Genomic DNA, 21,046 nt, shown 5'->3' on the forward strand with positions numbered 1-21,046 from the left:
CGACTTCGCGCCTTGCTCGCAAGCCCTTGAGTGGCAACGCATCCGATCCCCGTGGTGTGAACAGGCCCTGTCCCGCGATGCCCTTGCGCCCCGATGTCGCCGTGTTGGAGGATTTGGCCGACCTGGCCTGGTCGGGCCAGCATCAGCGTCTGATCGACGTGAGCGCGGGCTGGCGCGGCGACGCCCGGGTGCTGGAGCTGCGCGTCGAGAGCTTCATCGCGCTTGGCGCCCTGGCTGCTGCGGCCGATGCCGCCGCAGCCCTGGCCAAGCTGGCCGAGGGCCGCCCCGCCTGGCGGCTCCGCGCCCGCCTCGCGCTCGGGCTGGTGCAGATGCGCCGCGGTGAACTGCTGGCGGCCATCGCCACCGCCGAAGCCGCGCTGGCCGAGGCCGGCACTGACGTACTCGACCGTGCCTATGCGCTGGCCCTGCTGGCCGAAGCCCAGTGCCGTTGCCAGCTGGAGCCCGAAGTGGCGCTGGGCCGGGTGCACGAGGCCGCCAAGCTGTTTGCCGCCGCCGGCAAAACGGTGCCCCGGGGCCGCTGCGGTTATATCGAATCCCTGCTGCTGGGCATGCTGGGTTTCGTTGCCGAGGCGCGCGCGGCGGCCGAGGCCGCGCTGGCGCTGGCGCTGGCCACTGGCGACCTGCTGGGCCAGGGCAATGCCTACAACGCCCAGACCTTCAACAACCCCGACCTGGCCGACTGCCTGCACCTGTGCAAGCTGGCGCTTGCGGCCTATGCCGCCGCCGGCTATGCCGAGCGCCAGGGCACGGCCATCCACAACATTGGCAACCATTACGTCACGCTGGGCCTGACGCGCCGCGCGCGCCGCCACTACCTGGCCGCGCTCGCGATCTGGCGCCGCAGCGGCGCGACGGCGCTGCTGCCCTACACGCTGACGGCGCTGGCACGGCTCGACCTGGAGGGCGGCGCGCTGGCCGAGGCGCGCGCCTATGCCGGCGAGGCCGAGTCCCTGAGCCTGGCGCGCCAGAACCCGGGCTTTCGCTCCGAGATCGCGCGCCTGCAAGGTGAGCTGGCGATGGCGGAAGGCGATGCGGCGACCGCGGCGGTGCAGTTCCGCCTGGCGCTCGACCATTCGCCATCGGCTGCCCAGCGCATGGCCGACCTCGGCCTCATCGCCTGGGCCGAACTGGGCGCCGGCGACCTGCAGGCAGCGTTGAATGCCAGCGCCGAGGCCGCCCGCCTGCACTGGGCCCAAGGCCTGGCGCCGCTGGAGAACCTGGACCTGCCAGCCCTGTGGTGGCGGCGCTGCGAGGCGCTGCGCGCGGCCGGCCGGCGGCGCGAGGCCGGCGTGGCGCTGGCGCGGGCCTATCGCTTCGTCTGCCTGCGCCTGGCCGGCTTGTCCGACGAGGGCCTGCGGCGCAACTCGCTGAACAAGCGGCCGGTGGCGCGTGCCGTCGTGCAGGCCTGGCTGGCCGACGGCGGCAGGCCGCGTCATCTCAATGGCGCCGCGCATCTGGACGAGCGCTTCGCCCGCCAGGTCGACGTCGGCCTGCGCCTGGCCGAGCTGGCCACGGGCACTGAGCTGCATGAGTTCCTGGTCGACGAATCGGCCGAGATCAGTGGCGCCGAACGCGTGCTGCTGGTGCTGGAGTACGGCGGCAGCCTGCGCCACATCGCCAGCCATCTGATGCCGCAAGGGGAGGCCGGTGGCGAGGAGGCCCTGCTGGCCGCCATCACACCCTGGCTGGATGAAGCGCGCGGCAGCCGCGCGGCGGCCCTGCGCATCGGCCCCGAAGGCGTGCCGGCCGTGCAACAGCGCTCCTGCCTCATCGCGCCGCTGATCGCCGAGCGCGAGCTGGTCGGCTATCTCTACGCCGACCTGGACGGCGCCTTCGGGCGCTTTCGCGAGGGCGACCGCGATCTGCTCGTCATGCTGGCCGCCCAGGCCGCCGTCGCGCTGGCCAACCTGCGGCTGCGCGAGGGCCTGGAGCAGCGCGTCGCTGAGCGCACGGCCGAGCTGCTGGCCAGCAAGGCCCAGGTGGAGCGCCGCGTCAACGAGCTGGCGATGCTGAACAACCTGCAGCAGAGCCTGTCGCCGGAGCTGAGCTTCGAGGCCATCATCCAGCGTGTCGGCGACCGCCTGTGCGAGCTGCTCGAGACCCGGGACATCGGCATCCGCTGGTATGACCCGGCCAGCGGCCTCAACCACTACCTCTACGAGCTCGAGCACGGCGTGCCCATCCAGCTGCCGCCGGAGCGGCCGGCGCCGGACGGGCCCTTCGAGCAGATGCGCCGCACGCGCCAGCCGCTGGTCTGCCGCAACGTGGCCGAGATCGCCGCTGCCGGCCTGTTGGCGGTGCCAGGCACCGACCAGGCGCTGTCCTTCGCCAACGTGCCCATCATCGGCAACGACCAGGTGCTGGGCGCCATCCTGGTCGAGAGCTATGAACGCGAGAACGCCTTCAGCGAGGCCGACGTGCGCTTCCTCAGCACGGTGGGAGCCAGCGTCGGCGTGGCGCTGGAGAACGCGCGCCTGTTCGACGAGATCCAGCGCCGCACGCGCGAGAGCGCGGCCCTGGCCGAGGTGGGCCGCGAGATCTCCTCCACGCTGGACCTGGCCACGGTCATGAACCGCATCGCCGTGCATGCCAAGGAGCTGCTGGACGCCGACAACAGCGCGGTTTTCGTGCCGGAAGAAGAGGGCGGGGGCGCGGCGCGGCGCTACCGCGCCATCGTCGCCGTCGGCAGATACGAGAGCGAGGTGCGCGACGCCGTCATCACGGCCGGCGAGGGCATCATCGGCTCGCTGATCGCCAAGGGCGAGCCCGGCGTCATCAACGCCGCGCGCGACGACCCGCGCGGCGTCCGGATGGAGGGCACCGAAGAGGACCCCGACGAGCGCATGATGGTGGCGCCGTTGCGCGCCGGCCAGCGCGTGCTGGGCGCCCTGACCGTCTGGCGCCAGGGCGGCCAGCCGTTCCGCGACAGCGAACTGAGCTTTCTGGTGGGCCTGAGCCTGGCGGCGTCGGTGGCGATGGAGAACTCGCGCCTGTTCGGAGAAGCCCAGGCCGCCAAGGCCGTGGCCGAGCAGGCCAATGCGGCCAAGAGTGCCTTCCTGGCGACGATGAGCCACGAGATCCGCACGCCGATGAATGCCGTCATCGGCATGAGCGGCCTGCTGCTGGACTCCACGCTCGACGGCGAGCAGCGCGACCACGCGGCCATCATCCGAGAGGCCGGCGAGGCGCTGCTGACCATCATCAACGACATCCTCGACTTCTCGAAGATCGAGGCGGGCCGCATGGACATCGAGAGTGCGCCCTTCGTGCTGCGCGATTGCGTGGACGCGGCCGTCGACCTGATCGCGCCGCGCGCCCGCGAGAAGGGCCTGGCGCTGGCCGTCGACATCGCGCCCACTGTGCCCGCTGGCATCAATGGCGACGTGACCAAGCTGCGCCAGATCCTGCTGAACCTGCTGTCCAACGCGGTCAAGTTCACCGAGGCAGGCAGCATCACCGTCGAAGTGGAGGCCGCTCCGGCCGAAGGCGGCGTGGAGCTGCGCTTCCTTGTGCGCGACACCGGCATCGGCCTGGGCGCTGAAGCCCTGGCCCGCCTGTTCCAGAGCTTCAGCCAGGCCGATGCGAGCACCTCGCGCAAATACGGCGGCACGGGCCTGGGCCTGGCCATCAGCCGGCGCATGGCCGAGCTGATGGGCGGACGCATGTGGGCCGAGAGCGACGGCCCGGGCCGCGGCGCGCGCTTCGGTTTCACGCTGCGCGCCACGGTGGCGGCCGACCTCGTGCCGAGCCCGCGCCGCCAGCGCGCCCAGCCGGTGGCGACGCAGCACCTCGCCGAGCGCCACCCGCTGCGCATCCTGCTGGCCGAAGACAACGTCGTGAACCAGAAGCTGGCGCTGCGCCTGCTGCAGCAAATGGGCTACCGCGCCGACCTGGCCGCCAACGGCATCGAAGCGCTGGAGGCAGTGGCGCGCCAGGCCTATGACCTCGTCCTGATGGACGTGCAGATGCCGGAGATGGACGGGCTGGAGGCGTCGCGGCGCCTGAACGCCCAAAGCGAGCGGCCGCGCATCGTCGCCATGACCGCCAATGCGATGCAGGGTGACCGGGAAACCTGCCTGGCCGCCGGCATGGATGACTACCTGACCAAGCCGATCCGAGTCGACGAGCTGGTGCTGGCGCTGCAGCGCACACCGCTACGAAAGGAGCCTGAGCATGTCCCAGCCGGTGATTGACGGGGTGGTTTTCGCCGACCTTCAGGAAACGGCGGGGGCCGATTTCGTTGTCGAACTGATCGACTCCTTCCTTGAAGACGCTCCCCAGGGCCTTGCGGCGCTGCGCCGCGCCGCCTCGACGGGCGACGTCACAGGCTGGACGCGCCAGGCGCATTCGCTGAAGTCCAACGGCCTGACCTTCGGCGCCACGGCCCTGGCTGCCGCGGCGCGCGAGCTCGAACACACGCCACTGGCCGAACTGGGCGCCGCCGCCCCGGGCCGTGTCGATGCCTTGGCCGCCCTGTTCGCCGCGGTCGCGGCCGACCTGAAGGAGCGCCGCAATGCGTGAACGCCGCGCCCCATCCGCCCGCATCCTCCTCGTCGAGGACAACCGCGTGAACCGCCTGCTGCTGGCCCGGCACGTGGAGCTGCTTGGCCACCAGGTCGTCAGCGTCGAAGACGGCCACGCGGCCCTGGCGCGGCTGCAGGACAGCGCCTTCGACCTGCTGCTGGTGGACATCCACATGCCGGTCATGGGTGGCATCGAACTGATGGAAAGATTGCGCGCCAGCCCCGAGCTGCGCGAGCTGCCAGTCATCGTGACGTCGGCCGTGGAGGCCATGGACAGCGTGGTGCGCTGTATCGAGCTGGGCGCCGAGGACTATCTGCACAAGCCCGTCAACCTGGTGCTGCTGAAGGCGCGCATCAACGCCAGCCTGGAGCGCAAGCGCCTGCGCGACCAGCAGCGCGAGCTGGTGCGCCGCTTCGCCACCCGCGAGGTGGCCCAGGACCTGGAGGCCGAGGGCTTCGCGCTAGGCGGCCGCAAGGTGCAGGCGACGGTGCTGTTCTGCGACATCCGCGGCTTCACGACGCTGGCCGAATCGGAGTCGCCCGAGGACATCATCGAGCTGCTGAACACCTACTACACGCTGATGTTCGCGGCCATCAACGGCCATGGCGGCGTGGTCAACCAGATGATCGGCGACGGCCTGATGGCCATCTTCGGTGCGCCGCAGCCGCTGCCCGCAGCCGGGCAATGCGCCGTGATGGCAGCGGCCGAGATGATCGAGATGGTGGCCCAGTTCAGCGAGGAGCAGCGCGCCGCCGGCCGGCCCGAGATCCGCATCGGCGTGGGCATCGCCAGCGGCGATGTCGTGGCCGGCTACACCGGTACGCGCCAGCGCGCCACCTACACCTGCATCGGCGACGCGGTCAACGTCGCGGCGCGCATGGAGGCCCACACCAAGGTGGCCGGCCACGCCGTGCTGTTCGACGCCGCCACCCAGGCCCAGCTCGCCGGCGCGCTGCCGAGCGAGCCCATCGGGCCGGTGCAGTTCAAGGGCAAGACGAGCTCGGTCGACGTGTTCGCCCTGACCTTGCAATGACCGAGGGCTATCACGACCACCTGCTTGGCGAGCTGCTGGCCCAGGCCTTCGGCGAGCTCGACGCGGCCACGCTGGCCCTGCTGCGCGAGCAGCTGACCTGGGTCGAGGTGGCTGGTGGCCAGACATTGATGCAGCAGGGCGAGCCGGGCGACTCGATGTATCTGTCGGTCAGCGGGCGCTTGCGGGCCTATGTGTCGAGTGATGGCGAGGCACCGCGTGTCGTGCGTGAGCTGGGCCGCGGGCAGGTCATCGGCGAGATGAGCCTGTACACGGCGGCGCCGCGCTCGGCCACCGTCGTCGCCATCCGCGACTCCGTGCTCGTGCGGCTGGACAAGGATCCCTTCCTGCGCCTGATCGAGCAGCAGCCGCGCGTCGGCATCGCGCTGACGCGCCAGATCGTGCATCGGCTGCAGACCGAACATGCGCCCGCGCCCTTCGCTGCGCCGGTCGTGCAGGCGCTGCTGCCCATCACCGCCGGCGTGGACGCGGCCGGGCTGGCACTCGGCCTGGCGGCGGGGCTTGGCCGTTTCGGCCGCGTCTGCGTCATCGACGCGGCCGCGGTGGATGCCGCCGTCGGCGCGGCGGCCGACGAAGGCGAGCGCTATCGCCAGGTGTCGCTGTGGCTGGACGAGGTCGAGGCCGCCCACGACTTCGTGTTGCTGCTGGCCGACGACGCGCCCACGCCCTGGACGCAGCGCTGCTGCCGCCATGCCGACGAGGTGCTGCTGCTGGCCGATGCCGGCGCCGCGCCGGCCGTGCACCTCAGCGAGACGCAATGCCTGGTGCAGCGCCCGCCACGAACGGAGGCCGACGAGATCCTCGTGCTGCTGCACGCGGCCGACACGCCGGCACCGCGCGGCACGGCGGCCTGGCTGGCGCGCCGGCCGGTGGCCGATCATTTCCACGTGCGCCCCGCGCTGGCAGGCGACCTGGCCCGCCTGGCACGGCTGCAGGCGCGCCGCGCGGTCGGCCTGGTGCTGGCCGGCGGTGGCGCGCGCGGCTTCTCGCACCTCGGCCTGCTGCGCGCGCTGCAAGAGCAGGGCGTGGTGGTGGACTGCGTGGGCGGCACCAGCATGGGCGCGGTCATGGCGGCGCTGGCCGCGACCGACCAGCCGCTGGCGCACACCACGGCCGTTGCGCGCGAGGCCTTCAAGGTCAACCCGACCGGTGACTTCAACCTGCTGCCGCTGATCTCGCTGATCCGCGGCCGGCGCCTGCGCGGCATCCTGGACCGAGCGCTCGGCCGGCTGGCCGGCCCGGGCGCCGGCATCGAGGACCTGTGGAAGCCTTTCTTCTGCGTGGCCACCAACTATTCCCAGGCCAGCGAGGCCCTGTTGACCCACGGCCCGCTGGAGCGTGCGCTACGCGCCAGCACGGCCATCCCCGGCGCGCTGCCACCCGTGGTCGTCGATGGCGACCTGCTGTGCGACGGCGGCAGCTTCAACAACTTCCCCGTCGACGTGATGCGCGCGCGCCGCGGCGTGGGCCTGGTCATCGGCGCGGACCTGAGCCTGCACAAGGCCCGCAAGCTCGACTTCGACGAGGTGCCCGGCCCCTGGGCGCTGCTGCGCGACCGCTGGCGCGCGCGCTCGCGGCGACGCTACCGGCTGCCCGCGCTGTCGGCCTATCTGCTCAACGTGACCATCCTCTACAGCAGCTCGCGCCGCCGTGCCGCGCAGGCCGCCTGCGACGTCTATTTCAACCCGCCGCTGGAGCGTGTCGGCCTGCTGGCCTGGCAGCGTTTCGACGCCATCGTCGAGCAGGGCCACGCGCATGCGCTGACCGTGCTGGCCCAACCCCAAGTTCAGGCGCTGCTCCAACCATGACCGACACCCTCGCCACCATCCTCGGCTTCATCGGCGCCACGCTGATGCTGGCCAGCTATCTGATGAAAAGCATGCTGCCGTTGCGCATCGCGGCGCTGACGGCCTGCTGCTTCCTCGTCGCCTATGGCGCGCTGAAGTCGGCGCTGCCAACGCTGCTGCTTTATGGCGCACTGATCCCGATCAACATCAAGAAGACGTTGCAGATCAGGAAGCTCGTCAAGGCCATCGAGAACGCGCGCGACGGCACGCCAGTGTCCGAGTGGCTGCTGCCGCACATGCACCGCCGGACCGTGAAAGCCGGCACCACCTTGTGGCGCCAGGGCGATGCCGCCACCGAGATGCTCTACCTCGACACCGGTACGCTGCGGCTGGCCGAATACGACGAACTGCTGCCGCCGGGCAGCCTGGTCGGCGAGATCGGCCTGTTCGCGCCCGACAACCGCCGCACGCTGACGCTGGAGGCTCCGGGCGATTGCGTCGTCTACAGCCTCACAGCCGAGGAGATGGCCTTGCTCTACTACCAGAACCCCAAGCTCGGTTTCCACGTCATGCGCCTCGTCGTCGCGCGCCTGATGCGTGATGTGCAGCGCCATCGACCCGAAAACGGGTTGCCGTCGGCATGAGCGACGCGCTGGACCGCTGAAGGCGGCCGAGGCCGTGGCCTGGATCACGCCGCAGCGGGGTCTTGAGGCGGCCCGACAGACTCGGTCAAGAATTCCCCGCAGCGGCGTCTGTAGGCAGCTCCTAGGCTTGGAGCCATGTTGGCCGTCGTCCTTTCCACCCCTCAGGCGGGCCAGCGCGTCAGCTGCCGGGGCAGCCTGCCGATGGAGATCGGCCTCTACACGGCCGTCGAGCAGTTCGATGCCGCCGGTGCCCAGAGCCTGCAGCTGACGTGGGCCAGCGACGTGCCTGCCGACGCCTGCCGCGCTCTCGGCCTGGCCGATCTCATCGCCACGACGGCCCGAGAGGACGCCTGAACGATGGGCTTGCCGGAATTGCGCGAAGACACGTATGTGCGGCTTGGTGGGCTGATGCAGGAGAACCTGGGATTGGGCTTTGCGACGGCCAAGAGGACCGTGGTGGCGTCCCGTCTGGCGCCGCGGCTGCAGCGCCTCGGCCTGGACAGCTATGAGGCCTATGTCACGCTGATCGCCACGGCGGACGATGGCGGCGAATTCCAGATGGCCGTCGACCTGCTGACCACCCCCGAAAACCATTTCTTCCGTGAGTTGATGCATTTCGACCTGCTGGAGTCCGAACTGAGCCGTGTCCGTCCGCAGCGCCCGCGGCTGTGGAGCGCGAGCACTTCCTTCGGCGACGAGGCCTACAGCCTGGCCATGCTGCTGGCCGACCTGCAGCAGGCCGGGCGCGTCGGCGCTGATTGGCTGGTGCTGGGCACCGACATCAACGAGCGGCGGTTGCGCAGCGCTGCCGAGGGCCTCTACCCGCAGGCGCAACTGCGCCAGGTCACGCCGGAGCGGCTGCGCCGTTACGGCCTGGGCGGCGACCCGGCAGGCACCGGCCTGGTGCAGGTGCAGGCCGGCCTGCGCGAGCGCGTGCATTTCGAGCGCCACGACCTGCGCGCACCACTGCACGGCGCTCAGGGCTTTGATGCGATCTGGCTGCGCCAGGTGCTGGTCTATTTCGATGCGGCGACGCGCCAGGCCGTCCTGGCGCAAGTGCTGGCGCGGCTGCATCCCGGTGGCTTGTTCTTCGTTGGAACGGCCGAGCAGGGCCTGGTCACGACGCCGGGCCTGGAAGCGCTGGCCCCAGGCGTCTTCAGAAAACAGGTCTAGATCAGCTGCAGCGGCGCGCGGAAGACATAGCCGACCCGCGACTTGCTCTGCAGCGGCACGAGGGTGGGCGTGGCGCGCTCGATGCGGCGGCGCAGGCGGTAGATGGTGGCCGACAGGCCGTCGTCGGTCTCGCCCTCGGGCACCTCGCGGCCGAGCTTGTTCAGCAGGGTCTCGCGCGTGACCGGTTCGCCGCCGGCCTGGGCAAAGCATTCCAGCAACTGGCGGTCGGCCTCGCTCAACTGGATGCGCGTGCCGTCGGGCACGACGAGCTCGCCACTGGCGCGGTCCAACTTCCAGACCGCGTCGGCCGCCGAGGGCTTGGCAACGCGGCGCTGCACGGCGGCAATCGCCAGCGACACCTGCTCGAACTGCACCGGCTTGACGAGATACATGTCGGCGCCAGCCGTGATGACCTCGCGGAAGACTTCCGGCCCGAGGCGCCCCGACACGACGACGACGCCGGCATCGGTGCGCCGGCGCAGGATCTTGATCAGCTCCACGCCGTTGACGCCGGGCAGCATCAGGTCGACGAGATAGAAATCAAAGCCAAAGGCATCGGGTGAGGCCAGCAGCGCATTGCTGTCGTCGAAACGGCTGACCGCGATGCCCTGCTGCTCCTGCAGATGCTGGGTCAGGAACTCGGAGTACTCAGCGTCGTCATCGATGAGGGCGAGGGTCTTGGGTTGCATGGTGGCGGGGGACACGAGAGCAGCCGCGGAGTTTGCCGCATGACTGGGGCGTCAGCATGCCTCGGAAAGCCTCTTGAACGTGGTTTGCTGCACGTTTTGGGTCATAAATGACTGACACTAGGCGGACGCTGTGATAAATCAAGCCGCCAACGAGCGGCACGAGGAGACCGCGATGGCCGATGACGTGCAAGCCGAAGGCCCAGACGAGTTGACTTGGCTGCATCCGGGCCAGCGCGCGGCGCCGCCCGAGGCGCTGCGACGCATCCAGGTGCTGTGTGGCAGCCGGCCCGACCTGTTCGCCGCCATGTTCCTCGTGCTGGCAACCCACCAGGAGCTGCCGCGCGACATGCTGGCCGCGGCGATCAAGCAGTTCCGTGCCGACCTGGATGCCTACAGCCGCGACGATGTTGTCAGCTTGCTGACAGCCATCTGGAATGGCGGCAAGAGCGGCTTCGATGCCGTGTTGCGCACACGCGCCAATTCGCCCAAGAAGGGCGGCGGCGCGTTCTCCTGGGTGAAGGAATGAGCCTCAGCCCTTGAGGCCGAGCTTGCGCCAGCCCTCCACGCCCAGCTTGTCCAGCGTTTCTAGGTTGTTCTCGTAGATGGACGCCGTGTCGGGCATGGACTCGACGGCGCGCTCGATGCTGTCTTCGCGCAGGATGTGCAGCGTCGGGTAGGGCGAGCGGTTGCTGTAGTTGGCGATGTCGTCGGGCTCGTTGCCTTCGAACTGGTATGCGGGGTGGAAGTCGGCGATCTGCAGGATGCCGTCGAGCTTCAGTTCTTCCACCAGCGCGTCGGCCGCGTCCAGGAAGTCGTTGAAGTCGAGGAAATCGGTCAGCACATGGGGATGGATGACCAGCGTCGTGTCGACCTCTTCCGGATCGGCACGGTTGAGCGCCAGCAGTTCGCGGGCCAGGTCCTTCAGCAGCGCCTCGGGCTCGGTGGCGTCGCTGACGACATAGCGGATGCGCTCGTTGACGTGCACGGCCTTGGCGAACGGGCAGAGGTTCAGGCCGATGACGGCCTTGACGACCCAGTCGCGGGTGTCCTGGATGATTTGCTCGTGATTCATCGCGGTGTATTCAACCAGGCTTCAGCCATCCTGACCCACATCGAGCCGCCCAGCGGAATCAGCTCATCGTTGAAGTCATAGCTCGGGTTGTGCAGCATGCAGGGCCCCATGCCATGGCCACCGACGCGGTGGCTGCCGTCGCCGTTGCCGATCAGGAAGTAGCAGCCGGGCTTGTCGAGCAGGTAGTAGCTGAAGTCCTCGGCGCCCATGGTGGGCTCGAACTCCTGCACGTTGTCGGCACCGACCATGTCGGTCAGCACGCGGCGAGCGAATTCGGTTTCTTCGGGGTGGTTGATCGTCGGCGGGTAGTTGCGTCGGAATTCGAACTCGGCAGTCAGCTCGAAGGCGCCGGCGAGCTGCTCGGTCATCTCCTTCATGCGGCGCTCGAACAGGTCCAGCAGCTCCAGCGTGAAAGTGCGCACCGTGCCCTCCATGACCACTGAGTCGGGCACCACGTTGGTCGCCTCACCGGCGTGGATCATGGTCACGGAGATGACGCCGGGGTCGATGGGGCGCTTGTTGCGGCTGACGATGGTCTGGAAGGCCGTGACGAGCTGGCAGGCCGCCGGCACCGGGTCCAGGCCGAGGTGGGGCATGGCCGCGTGCGAGCCCTTGCCGCGCAAGGTGATCTTGAACTCGTTGCTGCTGGCGAACACCGGGCCACTCTTCAGCGCGAACTGGCCGGCCTGCATGCCGGGCCAGTTGTGGGCGCCGAACATGGCCTCCATCGGGAACTTCTCGAACAGGCCGTCCTTGATCATCTCGCGCGCGCCGCCGCCACCTTCCTCGGCAGGCTGGAAGACGAGGTAGACGGTGCCGTCGAAGTTGCGGTTCGTCGCCAGGTGCCTGGCGGCGGCCAGCAACATGGCGGTGTGGCCGTCATGGCCGCAGGCGTGCATGCGGCCCAGGTAGGAGCTGGCGTGCGGGAACTCGTTGCGCTCGGTCATCGGCAGCGCGTCGATGTCAGCGCGCAGGCCGACGGCGCGGTCGGACGAGCCGTTCTTGACGATGCCGACGACGCCGGTCTTGCCCAGGCCCCGGTGCACGGGGATGCCCCAGTCGGTCAGCGCCTGGGCGATGACGTCGGCTGTGCGCTGCTCGTGGAAGCAGAGTTCGGGGTGCTTGTGCAGGTCACGGCGGATGGCCGTGATGGCCGGCGCGTCGGCCAGGATGGTGTCGATGAGCTTCATGACAGGGTGACTTCAGGCTCTGTAGAGGCCTGAGTTTAGGATCGGGGCCTGTTACCAGGGCAAAGGTCGGGTGCGTTGCCACTCAAAAGCCTGCGAGCAAGGCGCGAAACGAAGCTGGGGTCGTCCCCAGCGAGGCTTCGCAACGCCGCGCGCAGGCTTTTGAGTGACAACCCTTCGGGAGAGGGTCTGCGCGGGCGCATGGCGTTGTTGCGCGCCTGGCCTGGGCATGAGCCCTGGCGGCGCCGCGCGTCTAGCCCTGCACCCGCGCAGACCCTCTCGCACCGATCTTTGCCCTGGTAACAGGCCCCTCCGTGAACGTTCGTCGTTGGTCAAGAAACTGGCTGTTGTGGCTGGCGCTGCTACTCCCCCTCGCGCAAGCGATGGCAGGGGTGCATGCGCTGTCGCACGTCGGCAGCGACCGCCAGGACGACGGCATCGCCCACCTGGTTCACTGCGACCTCTGCCTGACCGCCGCCGACCTCGGCGCCGGCGCGCCAGTGGCCGAACCGGTGGTTCTGGCTGTCGGCTCGGCCACGCATGCCGCGCCGCTGCTGGCCCGCGGCGGTGCACCGCGCGCGGTCAGCCTCGGCCTGCCCCCGGCCCGCGCGCCGCCCGCTTCCGCCTGAAGTCCAAGCCTTCCCGCGCCCAACGTTGGCGCGGGCGTTTGCGTTTTCTTGCGGAAGTACCTCCATGCGTTCCTTTGCCCTGGCGCCCCTCGCGGCCGCCTGTCTTGTTTCCCTTTCTGCTCAAGCTGAGCCCGCCGAATCCCTCGACAAGGTCGTCGTCACCGGCAACCCGCTGAAGAGCCAGGTGCTGGCCCAGCCCAGCGATTCCCTCAGCGGTGACCAGCTCGTGCTGACCCGCGCCGCCAACCTCGGCGACACCCTTCAAGGCCTGCCCGGCGTGGCGGCCACCAACTTCGGCCCCAACGCCAGCCGGCCCAGCATCCGCGGCCTGGATGGCGACCGCGTGCGCATCCTGAGCAACTCCGGCGCGTCGGTGGATGCGTCCAACCTCAGCTTCGACCATGGCGTGGCCATCGACCCGCTGGTCATCGACAAGGTCGAGGTGCTGCGCGGCGCGGCGGCCCTGCTGTACGGTGGCAACGCGGTGGGCGGTGTCGTCAACACGTTGGACAACCGCATCCCGCGCACGCTGATCGACGGCCTGAGCGGCGCGGCGGAAGTTCGCCTCGGCGGTGCCTCACGCGACAAGAGCGGCGCCGTGGTGCTGGACGGCGGCAGCGGCCAGCCGCACTCGGGCTTTGGCTGGCATGTCGACCTGGCCGGGCGCGATGCCGGCGACCAGGTCGCCCCGCGCTTTGACAGTGATGGCGAAACCCGCACCAGCGTGCGCAACTCCGCGGCGCGCAGCCATGGCGGCGCGGTGGGCGGCTCGGTGTTCTTCCAGGGCGGCTATGCCGGCGTGTCCGTGGACGACTTTCACACCAACTACGGCACCACGGCCGAGGAGGACGTGACCATCCGCATGCAGCGCCAGCGCCTGGCGACGGCTGGCGAATGGGCCACGGCCGACAGCCCCATCCACCGCGTCAGCTGGCAGCTCAGCCGCAACCGCTACGAGCACCAGGAGGTGGAGGGCACGGGCGAGGTCGGCACGACCTTCAAGAGCACGGGCACCGATGGGCGCCTGGAGGTGGAGCACGCCGCGATCCAGACCCCATGGGGCCCGGTCAAGGGCTTGGTCGGCCTGCAGACCGAGTCGCTGGACTTCTCGGCCCTGGGCGAGGAAGCCTTCGTACCCAGCACGCGCACCCGCAATACCGGCGTCTTCGTGCTGGAGCAGGCCAGGCTGGGCGGCGTGGACTGGTCGGCGGGCGCGCGCAGCGAGCGCGTGACGGTGGACTCGGACGGTGGCGAGCGCTTCGGCACCCCGGCGGACAGGCGCTTCAAACCCGTCAGCGTCGCGCTCAGCGGCGTCTATCCCTTGAGCGACGCCTGGAGCCTGAGCGCCAACCTGAACCGCACCGAGCGCGCACCGGCTTACTACGAGCTGTTCGCCAACGGCCTGCATCTGGCCAGCGCGGCGTATGAGCGGGGCGATGCCAACCTGGGCCTGGAGCGGTCCAAGGGCCTGGACGTCGGCTTGAAGTGGGAATCGGCGCAGAGCCATGTCCACGTCAATGTCTACGAGACGCGCTTTACCAACTACATCGCGCTGCAAGCCACCGGTGCGACGGTGGACAACGACGGCGAGGCGGTGCCGGTCTACAACTTCCAGGCCGTGCCGGCGCGGCTGCGTGGCGTCGAGCTGGAAGGCCGCTGGCAGCTGCATCCCACCATCGCGTTGCTGAGCCAACTGGACGCCGTGCGCGGCGACAACCGTGCCACCGGCGAGCCCCTGCCGCGCCTGGCACCGCTGCGCGCCATGCTGGGCCTGGAGGCCCGGCAGGGCGACTGGTCCGGCAAGCTGGAATGGCGCGGCGCCGCCCGCCAGACCCGCGTCGCCGAGTTCGACACGCCCACGCCCGGCTACGGCACGCTGCGCCTGTACGTCGCCCGCCAGCTGCGCTGGGGGCAGACCGACGCCCTCTGGTACCTGAAGCTCGACAACCTGGGCAACAAGCTGGCCTACAACGCCACCGCCGTGCCGACCATCCGCGACCTGGCGCCCCAGGCGGGCCGGTCGGCGAGTACAGGGTTGCAACTGCGTTTCTGAGCCCCCGACCCGGTGTACAACCGTGCATGCTGCCCATGTACTGGGCGGTATGCACGCAAGTCGTGCGTGCACGCACCAGAAGCTTCTTTCTAGCGCGGGCGCGGAACTTGCGTCGCGAGGCAGGGAACAGGAGCAACGATGCAGACCGCCTTTGACGAGATGAATGCCGCTGCGCTGCAGTGGCAAGGCGCCACCGGCCAGGCCCAGCAGGCCGGCGGCGTGCGTGCTCATTACGAGAGCTACGCCCGCTGGCTGGCCGAGCAGCCCGAGTCGCTGATGCGCGAACGGCGCGAGCAGGCCGAGTTGATCTTCCGGCGCGTGGGTATCACCTTCGCCGTCTACGGCGACAAGGACTCGGGCGAAGGCACCGAGCGCCTGATCCCCTTCGACCTGATCCCGCGGGTCATCCCGGCCAGCGAGTGGACGTCCATGCAGGCCGGCCTGGCCCAGCGCGTGACGGCGCTGAATCGCTTCATCCACGACGTCTATCACGACCAGGAAATCCTCAAGGCCGGCATCGTGCCCGCCGACGAGATCCTGAACAACGCCCAGTTCCGCAAGGAAATGATGGGCGTGGACGTGCCCGGCGGCGTCTACAGCCACATTGCCGGCGTCGACATCGTGCGCGCCGGCCACGCCGACGGTAGCGGCCACTACTACGTGCTGGAAGACAACCTGCGCGTGCCCAGCGGCGTGAGCTACATGCTCGAGAACCGCAAGATGATGATGCGGCTCTTCCCCGAGCTGTTCGTCAACCATCGCATCGCGCCGGTGGCGCATTACCCCGACCTGCTGCTGGACACGCTGCGCAGCGTGGCGCCCTCGGGCGTGTCGGACCCGACCGTCGTCGTGCTGACGCCGGGCATGTACAACTCGGCCTACTTCGAGCACGCCTTCCTGGCCCAGCAGATGGGCGTGGAGCTGGTCGAGGGTCAGGACTTGTTCGTCGACGGCGGCTTCGTGTACATGCGCACCACGCGCGGCCCCAAGCGCGTCGACGTGATCTACCGCCGACTGGATGACGACTTCCTCGATCCCAAGGTGTTCCGCGCCGATTCGCAGCTGGGCTGCGCCGGCCTCGTGGATGCGTACAAAGCGGGCAAGGTGACGCTGTCCAATGCCATCGGCACCGGCATCGCGGACGACAAGTCCATCTACCCCTACGTGCCGAAGATGATCGAGTTCTACCTCGGCGAGAAACCCATCCTGCAGAACGTGCCGACCTATGTCTGCCGCGACAAGGAAGACCTGGCCTACACGCTGGCGCACCTGTCCGAGCTGGTGGTCAAGGAGGTGCACGGCGCGGGCGGCTACGGCATGCTGGTCGGCCCCGCCGCCACCAAGGCCGAGGTGGAGGCCTTCCGGGCGCAGCTCATTGCCAACCCGGGCAACTACATCGCCCAGCCGACGCTGTCGCTGTCGACCTGCCCGACCTTCGTCGAATCGGGCATCGCGCCGCGTCACATTGATCTGCGACCCTTCGTGCTGTCGGGGTCGAGCGTGCGCATGGTGCCCGGCGGGTTGACTCGGGTGGCGTTGAAAGAGGGGTCCTTGGTGGTGAACAGCAGCCAGGGTGGTGGAACCAAGGACACCTGGGTTCTTGAGGACTGAGGGAGGACTGATCGATGCTTTCAAGAACCGCTGACCACCTGTTTTGGCTGAGCCGCTACATCGAACGGGCCGAAAACACCGCGCGGATGCTGGACATCGCGTATCAAACCTCCCTCCAGCCGCAATCGGCGACGGAATCCGAGCAGTCGTGGAGCAGCCTGGTCTCGATCTCCGAGCTGAACAGCCTCTACAACACCAAGTACCCGCGCATCAACAGTCGCAGCGTCATGGAGTTCATGGTGGCCGACGAGAACAACCTCTCGTCCATCTTCAACTGCCTGCGCGCGGCGCGCGAGAACGCGCGGGCCGTGCGCGGTGCGCTGACGACCGAGGTCTGGGAGACGATGAACCAGACCTGGCTGGAGTTCCGTCGCCTGCTGCGCGAAGGCCTGCTGACGCGAGATCCGTCGCAGCTGTTCGAGTGGGTCAAGTACCGCTCGCACCTGTCGCGTGGCGTCACGGTCGGCACCATGCTGCAGGACGAGGCCTTTCACTTCATCCGCATTGGCTCCTTCCTGGAGCGGGCCGACAACACGGCGCGGCTGCTGGACGTCAAGTTCTATCGCCACGACGGGGAGATCGTCTCCGAGCGCGACACGGCGCGCGATTTCTACTACTGGTCGGCCGTGCTGCGCTCGGTGTCGGGCTTCGAGATCTACCGCAAGGTCTACAGCAACGTCATCCAGCCCGACAAGGTGGCCGAGCTGCTGATCCTGCGCCCCGACATGCCGCGCTCGCTGTCGCATTGCGTGACGCGCATGCTGGCCAACCTCAAGCGCGTGGCCAATCCACAGTCGGGCGAGACGCTGCGCCGCGTCGGGCGGCTGGAGGCGGAACTGGCCTTCGGGCGCATTGACGAGATCCTGGCCAAGGGCTTGCATCCCTTCCTGGATGGCTTCCTCGCCGAGGTGGCCGATCTCGGCGCAGGCATCAGCCGCGACTTCCTCGTTCCTTCGACAGGATGACAGTGCCCCTCGCCCTGTCCTGCCGCGCTGAACGCGGGCGGGTCCGGTCGGTCCCCCTAGGGGACGGCGATGCTCGCGGCATTGAGCCGCGAGCACATCGCCATCGCGGGCCGGCTTGGGAGCGGCCCGGCGCTCGGCCCGATAACTCTATGCGTCGCGATAGCCGCGAATGCAGAACGGACAACTGACATGAGCATCCACGTCGCCCTCAAGCACGTCACCCGCTACAAATACGACCGCCCCGTCAGCCTCGGCCCGCAGGTCGTGCGGCTGCGGCCGGCGCCGCATTGCCGCACGCCGGTGCTGAGCTACTCGCTGCGCATCGAACCTGCCGACCATTTCATCAACTGGCAGCAGGACCCTTTTGCCAACTACCTCGCGCGCCTGGTCTTCCCCGAGAAGACGACCGAGTTCACCGTCACGGTGGACCTGGTGGCCGAGATGTCGGTCTACAACCCCTTCGACTTCTTCCTCGAAGAGCACGCCCAGACCTTCCCCTTCAAGTACGACGAGGTCCAGCAGATCGAGCTCGCGCCCTATCTGCAGGTCGAGCCGCTGACGCCCTTGCTGGCCGCCTACCTGAAGGACATCCCGCTCGACCGGCGCTCGACGAATGACTTCCTCGTCGAGCTCAACCAGAAGGTGCAGGGCAGCGTCTCCTACCTGATCCGCATGGAGCCCGGCGTGCAGACGCCCGAGGAGACATTGGAGAAAGCCTCCGGCTCCTGCCGCGACTCTGGCTGGCTGCTGGTGCAGTTGATGCGCCACCTCGGTCTGGCGGCGCGCTTCGTGTCGGGCTACCTGATCCAGCTGACGCCCGACGAGAAGGCGCTGGACGGCCCCAGCGGCACCGAGGTCGACTTCACCGACCTGCACGCCTGGTGCGAGGTCTATCTGCCCGGCGCGGGCTGGATCGGCCTGGACCCGACCTCCGGCCTGCTGGCCGGTGAAGGCCACATCCCGCTGGCCGCCACGCCCACGCCCGGCAGTGCTGCGCCCATCAGCGGCGCCGTCGACAAGGCCGAGGTCGAGTTCGAGCACGAGATGAGCGTCACGCGCATCTACGAGTCGCCGCGCGTGACCAAGCCCTACACCGAAGAGCAATGGGCCGAAGTGCTGCTGCTCGGCGAGCAGGTGGACCGCGAACTCGCCGCCGGCGACGTGCGCCTGACGATGGGCGGCGAGCCCACCTTCGTGTCCATCGACGACCGCGACGCGCCCGAATGGAACACCGAGGCGCTGGGCCCCACCAAGCGCATCCACGCCCAGCAGCTCACGCACAGGCTGCGCGACGAATATGGCCAGGGCGGCTTCCTGCATTTCGGCCAGGGCAAGTGGTATCCCGGCGAACAGCTGCCGCGCTGGGCGCTGTCCATCTACTGGCGTGCCGACGGCCAACCCTGCTGGCGCAACCCGGAGTGGTTCGCTGACGAACGCGAGGGCCACGCTTACACGAGCACGCATGCCCAGGCCTTCATGAGCGCACTGACGCGCCGCCTGGCCCTGCCAGACAGCCATGTCGAGCCCGCTTACGAGGACACCTTTTACTACCTGTGGCGCGAGCGCCGCCTGCCGGTCAACGTCGACCCCTTCGACTCGCGGCTGGACGACGAGATGGAGCGAGCGCGCCTGCGCCGCATCTTCGAGCAAGGCCTGGCCGAGGTCGTCGGCTATGTGCTGCCGATCGCCCACAGCGGCGACTCGCCGGCCCTGGCCGGCACGCGCTGGCAGACCGGCCCCTGGTTCTTCCGCGACGATCGCCTCTACCTGCATCCCGGCGACTCGCCGATGGGCTGGCGGCTGCCGCTGGACTCGCTCCCCTGGGTCAGCAAGGGCGACTATCCCTATCTGATCGAGCAGGATCCTTTCGCACCGCGCGGCATGCTGCCGGCCGCGGCGGCACTGCGGGTGCAGACGCTGGGCGTGACGTCGGCCGGGCCGGTGCCGGGCCTGCGGCTGGGGGGCAAGGCCGGTGCTGCTGCGGGTGGCGCCGGCATTGGTGGGGCAGGGGCAGGCGACGGCTCGACCCAGGCCGCACCAGGCCGCTTCGAGAGCGCCCGTGACGTCACGCGCACGGCGCTGTGCGTCGAAGCCCGCGACCCGCGGCGCGCCAACGGCCCCGCGGCCGAACGCAAGGGCAAGGCCAGCGGCGTGCTCTACGTCTTCATGCCGCCGCTCGAAAAGCTCGAGCATTACCTGGAGCTGTTGACGGCGGTGGAGGCGGCTTGCGAGGACACGGGCTACAAGATCGTGCTGGAGGGCTACCCGCCGCCGCGCGACCCGCGCCTGAAGCTGCTGCAGGTCACGCCAGACCCCGGCGTCATCGAGGTCAACATCCACCCGGCTCACAACTGGCGCGAGTTGGTCGACCACACCGAATTCCTCTACGAGGCCGCGCGCCTCACGCGGCTGTCGAGCGAGAAGTTCATGATCGACGGCCGCCACACCGGCACCGGCGGCGGCAACCACTTCGTGCTCGGCGGCGCCACGCCGGCGGATTCACCCTTCCTGCGCCGCCCCGCGCTGCTCGCGTCGCTGCTGGCCTACTGGCACAACCACCCGTCGCTCAGCTATTTGTTCAGCGGCCTCTTCATCGGCCCCACCAGCCAGTCGCCGCGCGTGGACGAGGCGCGCAACGACCAGTTGCGCGAGCTGGAGATTGCGCTGGGCGAGATCCACAAGCTCGGGGACAACGTCGCTCCTTGGCTCATTGACCGCACGCTGCGCAATGTACTGGTCGACGTGACCGGCAACACCCACCGCAGCGAGTTCTGCATCGACAAGCTCTACTCGCCCGACTCCGCCACCGGCCGCCTGGGCCTGCTGGAGCTGCGCGCTTTCGAGATGCCGCCGCATGCGCGCATGAGCATCGTGCAGCAACTGCTGCTGCGCGCGCTCGTCACCCGCTTCTGGAACAAACCCTACCGCGCACCGCTGGTGCGCTGGGGCACGGAGCTGCACGACCGCTGGCTGTTGCCGCATTTCGTGCGCGAGGACTTCGCCGACGTCATGCAGGACATGCGCGAGGCCGGCTATGCCTTCGACGCCAACTGGTTCGCGCCGCACTTGGAGTTCCGCTTCCCGAAGTACGGCGAGTTCGTGGCCCGCGGCGTGCATGTGACGCTGCGCGGCGCGCTGGAACCCTGGCATGTGATGGGCGAGGAAGGCTCGGCCGGCGGCAATGTGCGCTATGTGGACGCGTCGCTGGAACGGATGGAGCTGCTCGTCACCGGCCTCGTCGACCCGCGCCACCGTGTGACGGTCAACGGCGTGCCCGTGCCGCTGCAACCCACGGGCCGCGTCGGCGAGTTCGTCTGCGGCGTGCGCTACCGCGCCTGGCTGCCGGAGTCGGCCCTGCACCCCACCATCCCCATCCACGCGCCGCTGACGCTGGACCTTGTCGACACTTGGCAGAACCGGTCCTTGGGCGGCTGCCGCTACTCGGTCGCGCACCCGGGCGGGCGCAGCTACGAGACGCTGCCGGTCAACGCCTACGAGGCCGAGAGCCGCCGCCTGTCGCGCTTCGTGGCCATGGGCCACACGCCGGGCCAGGTCGAGGTGGGTGAGCCGAAGCGCAGCCTGGAGTTCCCGTTCACATTGGATCTGCGCAAGGTGGGCTGATGTAGCACAATTGCGCTAC

General features: G+C 69.1%; 16 protein-coding genes. 13 read left to right on the top strand and 3 right to left on the bottom strand.

Annotation, left to right across the window (positions count from 1 at the left end; all coding sequences use genetic code 11):
• The first annotated feature begins 77 nt into the window (after positions 1–77).
• The 7 genes from ACXJLH_RS05450 to ACXJLH_RS05480 all read left to right on the top strand — a co-directional run bounded on the left by ACXJLH_RS05450 (position 78) and on the right by ACXJLH_RS05480 (position 9,200).
• Positions 78–4,214 carry a GAF domain-containing protein gene (locus ACXJLH_RS05450; protein ID WP_457442809.1) on the top strand — a complete coding sequence of 1,379 codons (4,137 nt, stop codon included), beginning with the start codon at positions 78–80 and terminating at the stop codon, positions 4,212–4,214.
• Positions 4,195–4,542: an Hpt domain-containing protein gene (locus ACXJLH_RS05455; protein WP_457442811.1), complete on the top strand. Its 348-nt coding sequence runs from the start codon at positions 4,195–4,197 to the stop codon at positions 4,540–4,542. Before ACXJLH_RS05450 ends, ACXJLH_RS05455 begins: the two co-directional genes overlap by 20 nt.
• The gene (locus tag ACXJLH_RS05460) at positions 4,535–5,578 is read left to right on the top strand and encodes an adenylate/guanylate cyclase domain-containing protein (RefSeq protein ID WP_457442813.1); all 1,044 of its coding nucleotides are present in this window, start codon (positions 4,535–4,537) and stop codon (positions 5,576–5,578) included. The genes ACXJLH_RS05455 and ACXJLH_RS05460 overlap by 8 nt, the downstream gene beginning before the upstream one ends.
• Positions 5,575–7,404: a patatin-like phospholipase family protein gene (locus ACXJLH_RS05465; RefSeq protein ID WP_457442815.1), complete on the top strand. Its 1,830-nt coding sequence runs from the start codon at positions 5,575–5,577 to the stop codon at positions 7,402–7,404. The genes ACXJLH_RS05460 and ACXJLH_RS05465 overlap by 4 nt, the downstream gene beginning before the upstream one ends.
• Positions 7,401–8,027 carry a Crp/Fnr family transcriptional regulator gene (locus ACXJLH_RS05470; protein ID WP_056202713.1) on the top strand — a complete coding sequence of 209 codons (627 nt, stop codon included), beginning with the start codon at positions 7,401–7,403 and terminating at the stop codon, positions 8,025–8,027. The genes ACXJLH_RS05465 and ACXJLH_RS05470 overlap by 4 nt, the downstream gene beginning before the upstream one ends.
• A gap of 135 nt (positions 8,028–8,162) precedes the next feature.
• Entirely contained in the window at positions 8,163–8,381 is a 219-nt protein-coding gene (locus ACXJLH_RS05475; RefSeq protein WP_457350320.1) for a hypothetical protein, read from the top strand.
• 3 nt (positions 8,382–8,384) lie between these two features.
• Positions 8,385–9,200 carry a CheR family methyltransferase gene (locus tag ACXJLH_RS05480; protein ID WP_457442816.1) on the top strand — a complete coding sequence of 272 codons (816 nt, stop codon included), beginning with the start codon at positions 8,385–8,387 and terminating at the stop codon, positions 9,198–9,200.
• Here ACXJLH_RS05480 and ACXJLH_RS05485 read toward each other — a convergent pair.
• A complete protein-coding gene (locus tag ACXJLH_RS05485; RefSeq protein ID WP_056202722.1) occupies positions 9,197–9,889 on the bottom strand; it encodes a response regulator transcription factor in 693 nt (230 codons plus the stop codon). The genes ACXJLH_RS05480 and ACXJLH_RS05485 overlap by 4 nt on opposite strands.
• A gap of 172 nt (positions 9,890–10,061) precedes the next feature.
• Between ACXJLH_RS05485 and ACXJLH_RS05490 the strand changes: the two genes are divergently transcribed.
• Complete coding sequence (locus ACXJLH_RS05490; protein ID WP_056202726.1) at positions 10,062–10,415, top strand: hypothetical protein; 354 nt, start codon at positions 10,062–10,064, stop codon at positions 10,413–10,415.
• A 3-nt stretch (positions 10,416–10,418) separates the two neighbouring features.
• Here ACXJLH_RS05490 and ACXJLH_RS05495 read toward each other — a convergent pair whose 3' ends face one another.
• Together ACXJLH_RS05495 and ACXJLH_RS05500 are read right to left on the bottom strand one after the other, a co-directional pair.
• Positions 10,419–10,961 carry a DUF1415 domain-containing protein gene (locus ACXJLH_RS05495; protein ID WP_056202728.1) on the bottom strand — a complete coding sequence of 181 codons (543 nt, stop codon included), beginning with the start codon at positions 10,959–10,961 and terminating at the stop codon, positions 10,419–10,421.
• Complete coding sequence (locus ACXJLH_RS05500; RefSeq protein ID WP_457442819.1) at positions 10,958–12,151, bottom strand: M20 aminoacylase family protein; 1,194 nt, start codon at positions 12,149–12,151, stop codon at positions 10,958–10,960. Before ACXJLH_RS05500 ends, ACXJLH_RS05495 begins: the two co-directional genes overlap by 4 nt.
• Positions 12,152–12,462: 311 nt before the next feature.
• On the opposite strand from ACXJLH_RS05500, the gene ACXJLH_RS05505 reads away from it, so the two are divergent.
• The 5 genes from ACXJLH_RS05505 to ACXJLH_RS05525 all read left to right on the top strand — a co-directional run bounded on the left by ACXJLH_RS05505 (position 12,463) and on the right by ACXJLH_RS05525 (position 21,027).
• Positions 12,463–12,777 (top strand): hypothetical protein, encoded by a 315-nt coding sequence (locus ACXJLH_RS05505; RefSeq protein ID WP_457442821.1) that lies wholly within the window; start codon positions 12,463–12,465, stop codon positions 12,775–12,777.
• Between the two features lie 64 nt (positions 12,778–12,841).
• The gene (locus ACXJLH_RS05510; protein WP_457442823.1) at positions 12,842–14,830 is read left to right on the top strand and encodes a TonB-dependent receptor; all 1,989 of its coding nucleotides are present in this window, start codon (positions 12,842–12,844) and stop codon (positions 14,828–14,830) included.
• Positions 14,831–14,968: 138 nt separating this feature from the next.
• The gene (locus ACXJLH_RS05515; RefSeq protein ID WP_056202739.1) at positions 14,969–16,441 is read left to right on the top strand and encodes a circularly permuted type 2 ATP-grasp protein; all 1,473 of its coding nucleotides are present in this window, start codon (positions 14,969–14,971) and stop codon (positions 16,439–16,441) included.
• Positions 16,442–16,455: 14 nt separating this feature from the next.
• On the top strand, positions 16,456–17,406 hold the full coding sequence (locus ACXJLH_RS05520; protein ID WP_457350306.1) for an alpha-E domain-containing protein: 951 nt from the start codon (positions 16,456–16,458) through the stop codon (positions 17,404–17,406).
• A gap of 189 nt (positions 17,407–17,595) precedes the next feature.
• The gene (locus ACXJLH_RS05525; protein ID WP_457442825.1) at positions 17,596–21,027 is read left to right on the top strand and encodes a transglutaminase family protein; all 3,432 of its coding nucleotides are present in this window, start codon (positions 17,596–17,598) and stop codon (positions 21,025–21,027) included.
• Positions 21,028–21,046 lie beyond the last annotated feature (19 nt).

The organism is Roseateles sp. P5_E4, from assembly GCF_054049255.1.

Bases quoted from the DNA above. Each gene is read 5' to 3' on its own strand.
- ACXJLH_RS05450 (WP_457442809.1), top strand. From the start codon at position 78: ATGCCCTTGCGCCCCGATGTCGCCGTGTTGGAGGATTTGGCCGACCTG.
- ACXJLH_RS05455 (WP_457442811.1), top strand. From the start codon at position 4,195: ATGTCCCAGCCGGTGATTGACGGGGTGGTTTTCGCCGACCTTCAGGAA.
- ACXJLH_RS05460 (WP_457442813.1), top strand. From the start codon at position 4,535: ATGCGTGAACGCCGCGCCCCATCCGCCCGCATCCTCCTCGTCGAGGAC.
- ACXJLH_RS05465 (WP_457442815.1), top strand. From the start codon at position 5,575: ATGACCGAGGGCTATCACGACCACCTGCTTGGCGAGCTGCTGGCCCAG.
- ACXJLH_RS05470 (WP_056202713.1), top strand. From the start codon at position 7,401: ATGACCGACACCCTCGCCACCATCCTCGGCTTCATCGGCGCCACGCTG.
- ACXJLH_RS05475 (WP_457350320.1), top strand. From the start codon at position 8,163: ATGTTGGCCGTCGTCCTTTCCACCCCTCAGGCGGGCCAGCGCGTCAGC.
- ACXJLH_RS05480 (WP_457442816.1), top strand. From the start codon at position 8,385: ATGGGCTTGCCGGAATTGCGCGAAGACACGTATGTGCGGCTTGGTGGG.
- ACXJLH_RS05485 (WP_056202722.1), bottom strand. From the start codon at position 9,889: ATGCAACCCAAGACCCTCGCCCTCATCGATGACGACGCTGAGTACTCC.
- ACXJLH_RS05490 (WP_056202726.1), top strand. From the start codon at position 10,062: ATGGCCGATGACGTGCAAGCCGAAGGCCCAGACGAGTTGACTTGGCTG.
- ACXJLH_RS05495 (WP_056202728.1), bottom strand. From the start codon at position 10,961: ATGAATCACGAGCAAATCATCCAGGACACCCGCGACTGGGTCGTCAAG.
- ACXJLH_RS05500 (WP_457442819.1), bottom strand. From the start codon at position 12,151: ATGAAGCTCATCGACACCATCCTGGCCGACGCGCCGGCCATCACGGCC.
- ACXJLH_RS05510 (WP_457442823.1), top strand. From the start codon at position 12,842: ATGCGTTCCTTTGCCCTGGCGCCCCTCGCGGCCGCCTGTCTTGTTTCC.
- ACXJLH_RS05515 (WP_056202739.1), top strand. From the start codon at position 14,969: ATGCAGACCGCCTTTGACGAGATGAATGCCGCTGCGCTGCAGTGGCAA.
- ACXJLH_RS05520 (WP_457350306.1), top strand. From the start codon at position 16,456: ATGCTTTCAAGAACCGCTGACCACCTGTTTTGGCTGAGCCGCTACATC.
- ACXJLH_RS05525 (WP_457442825.1), top strand. From the start codon at position 17,596: ATGAGCATCCACGTCGCCCTCAAGCACGTCACCCGCTACAAATACGAC.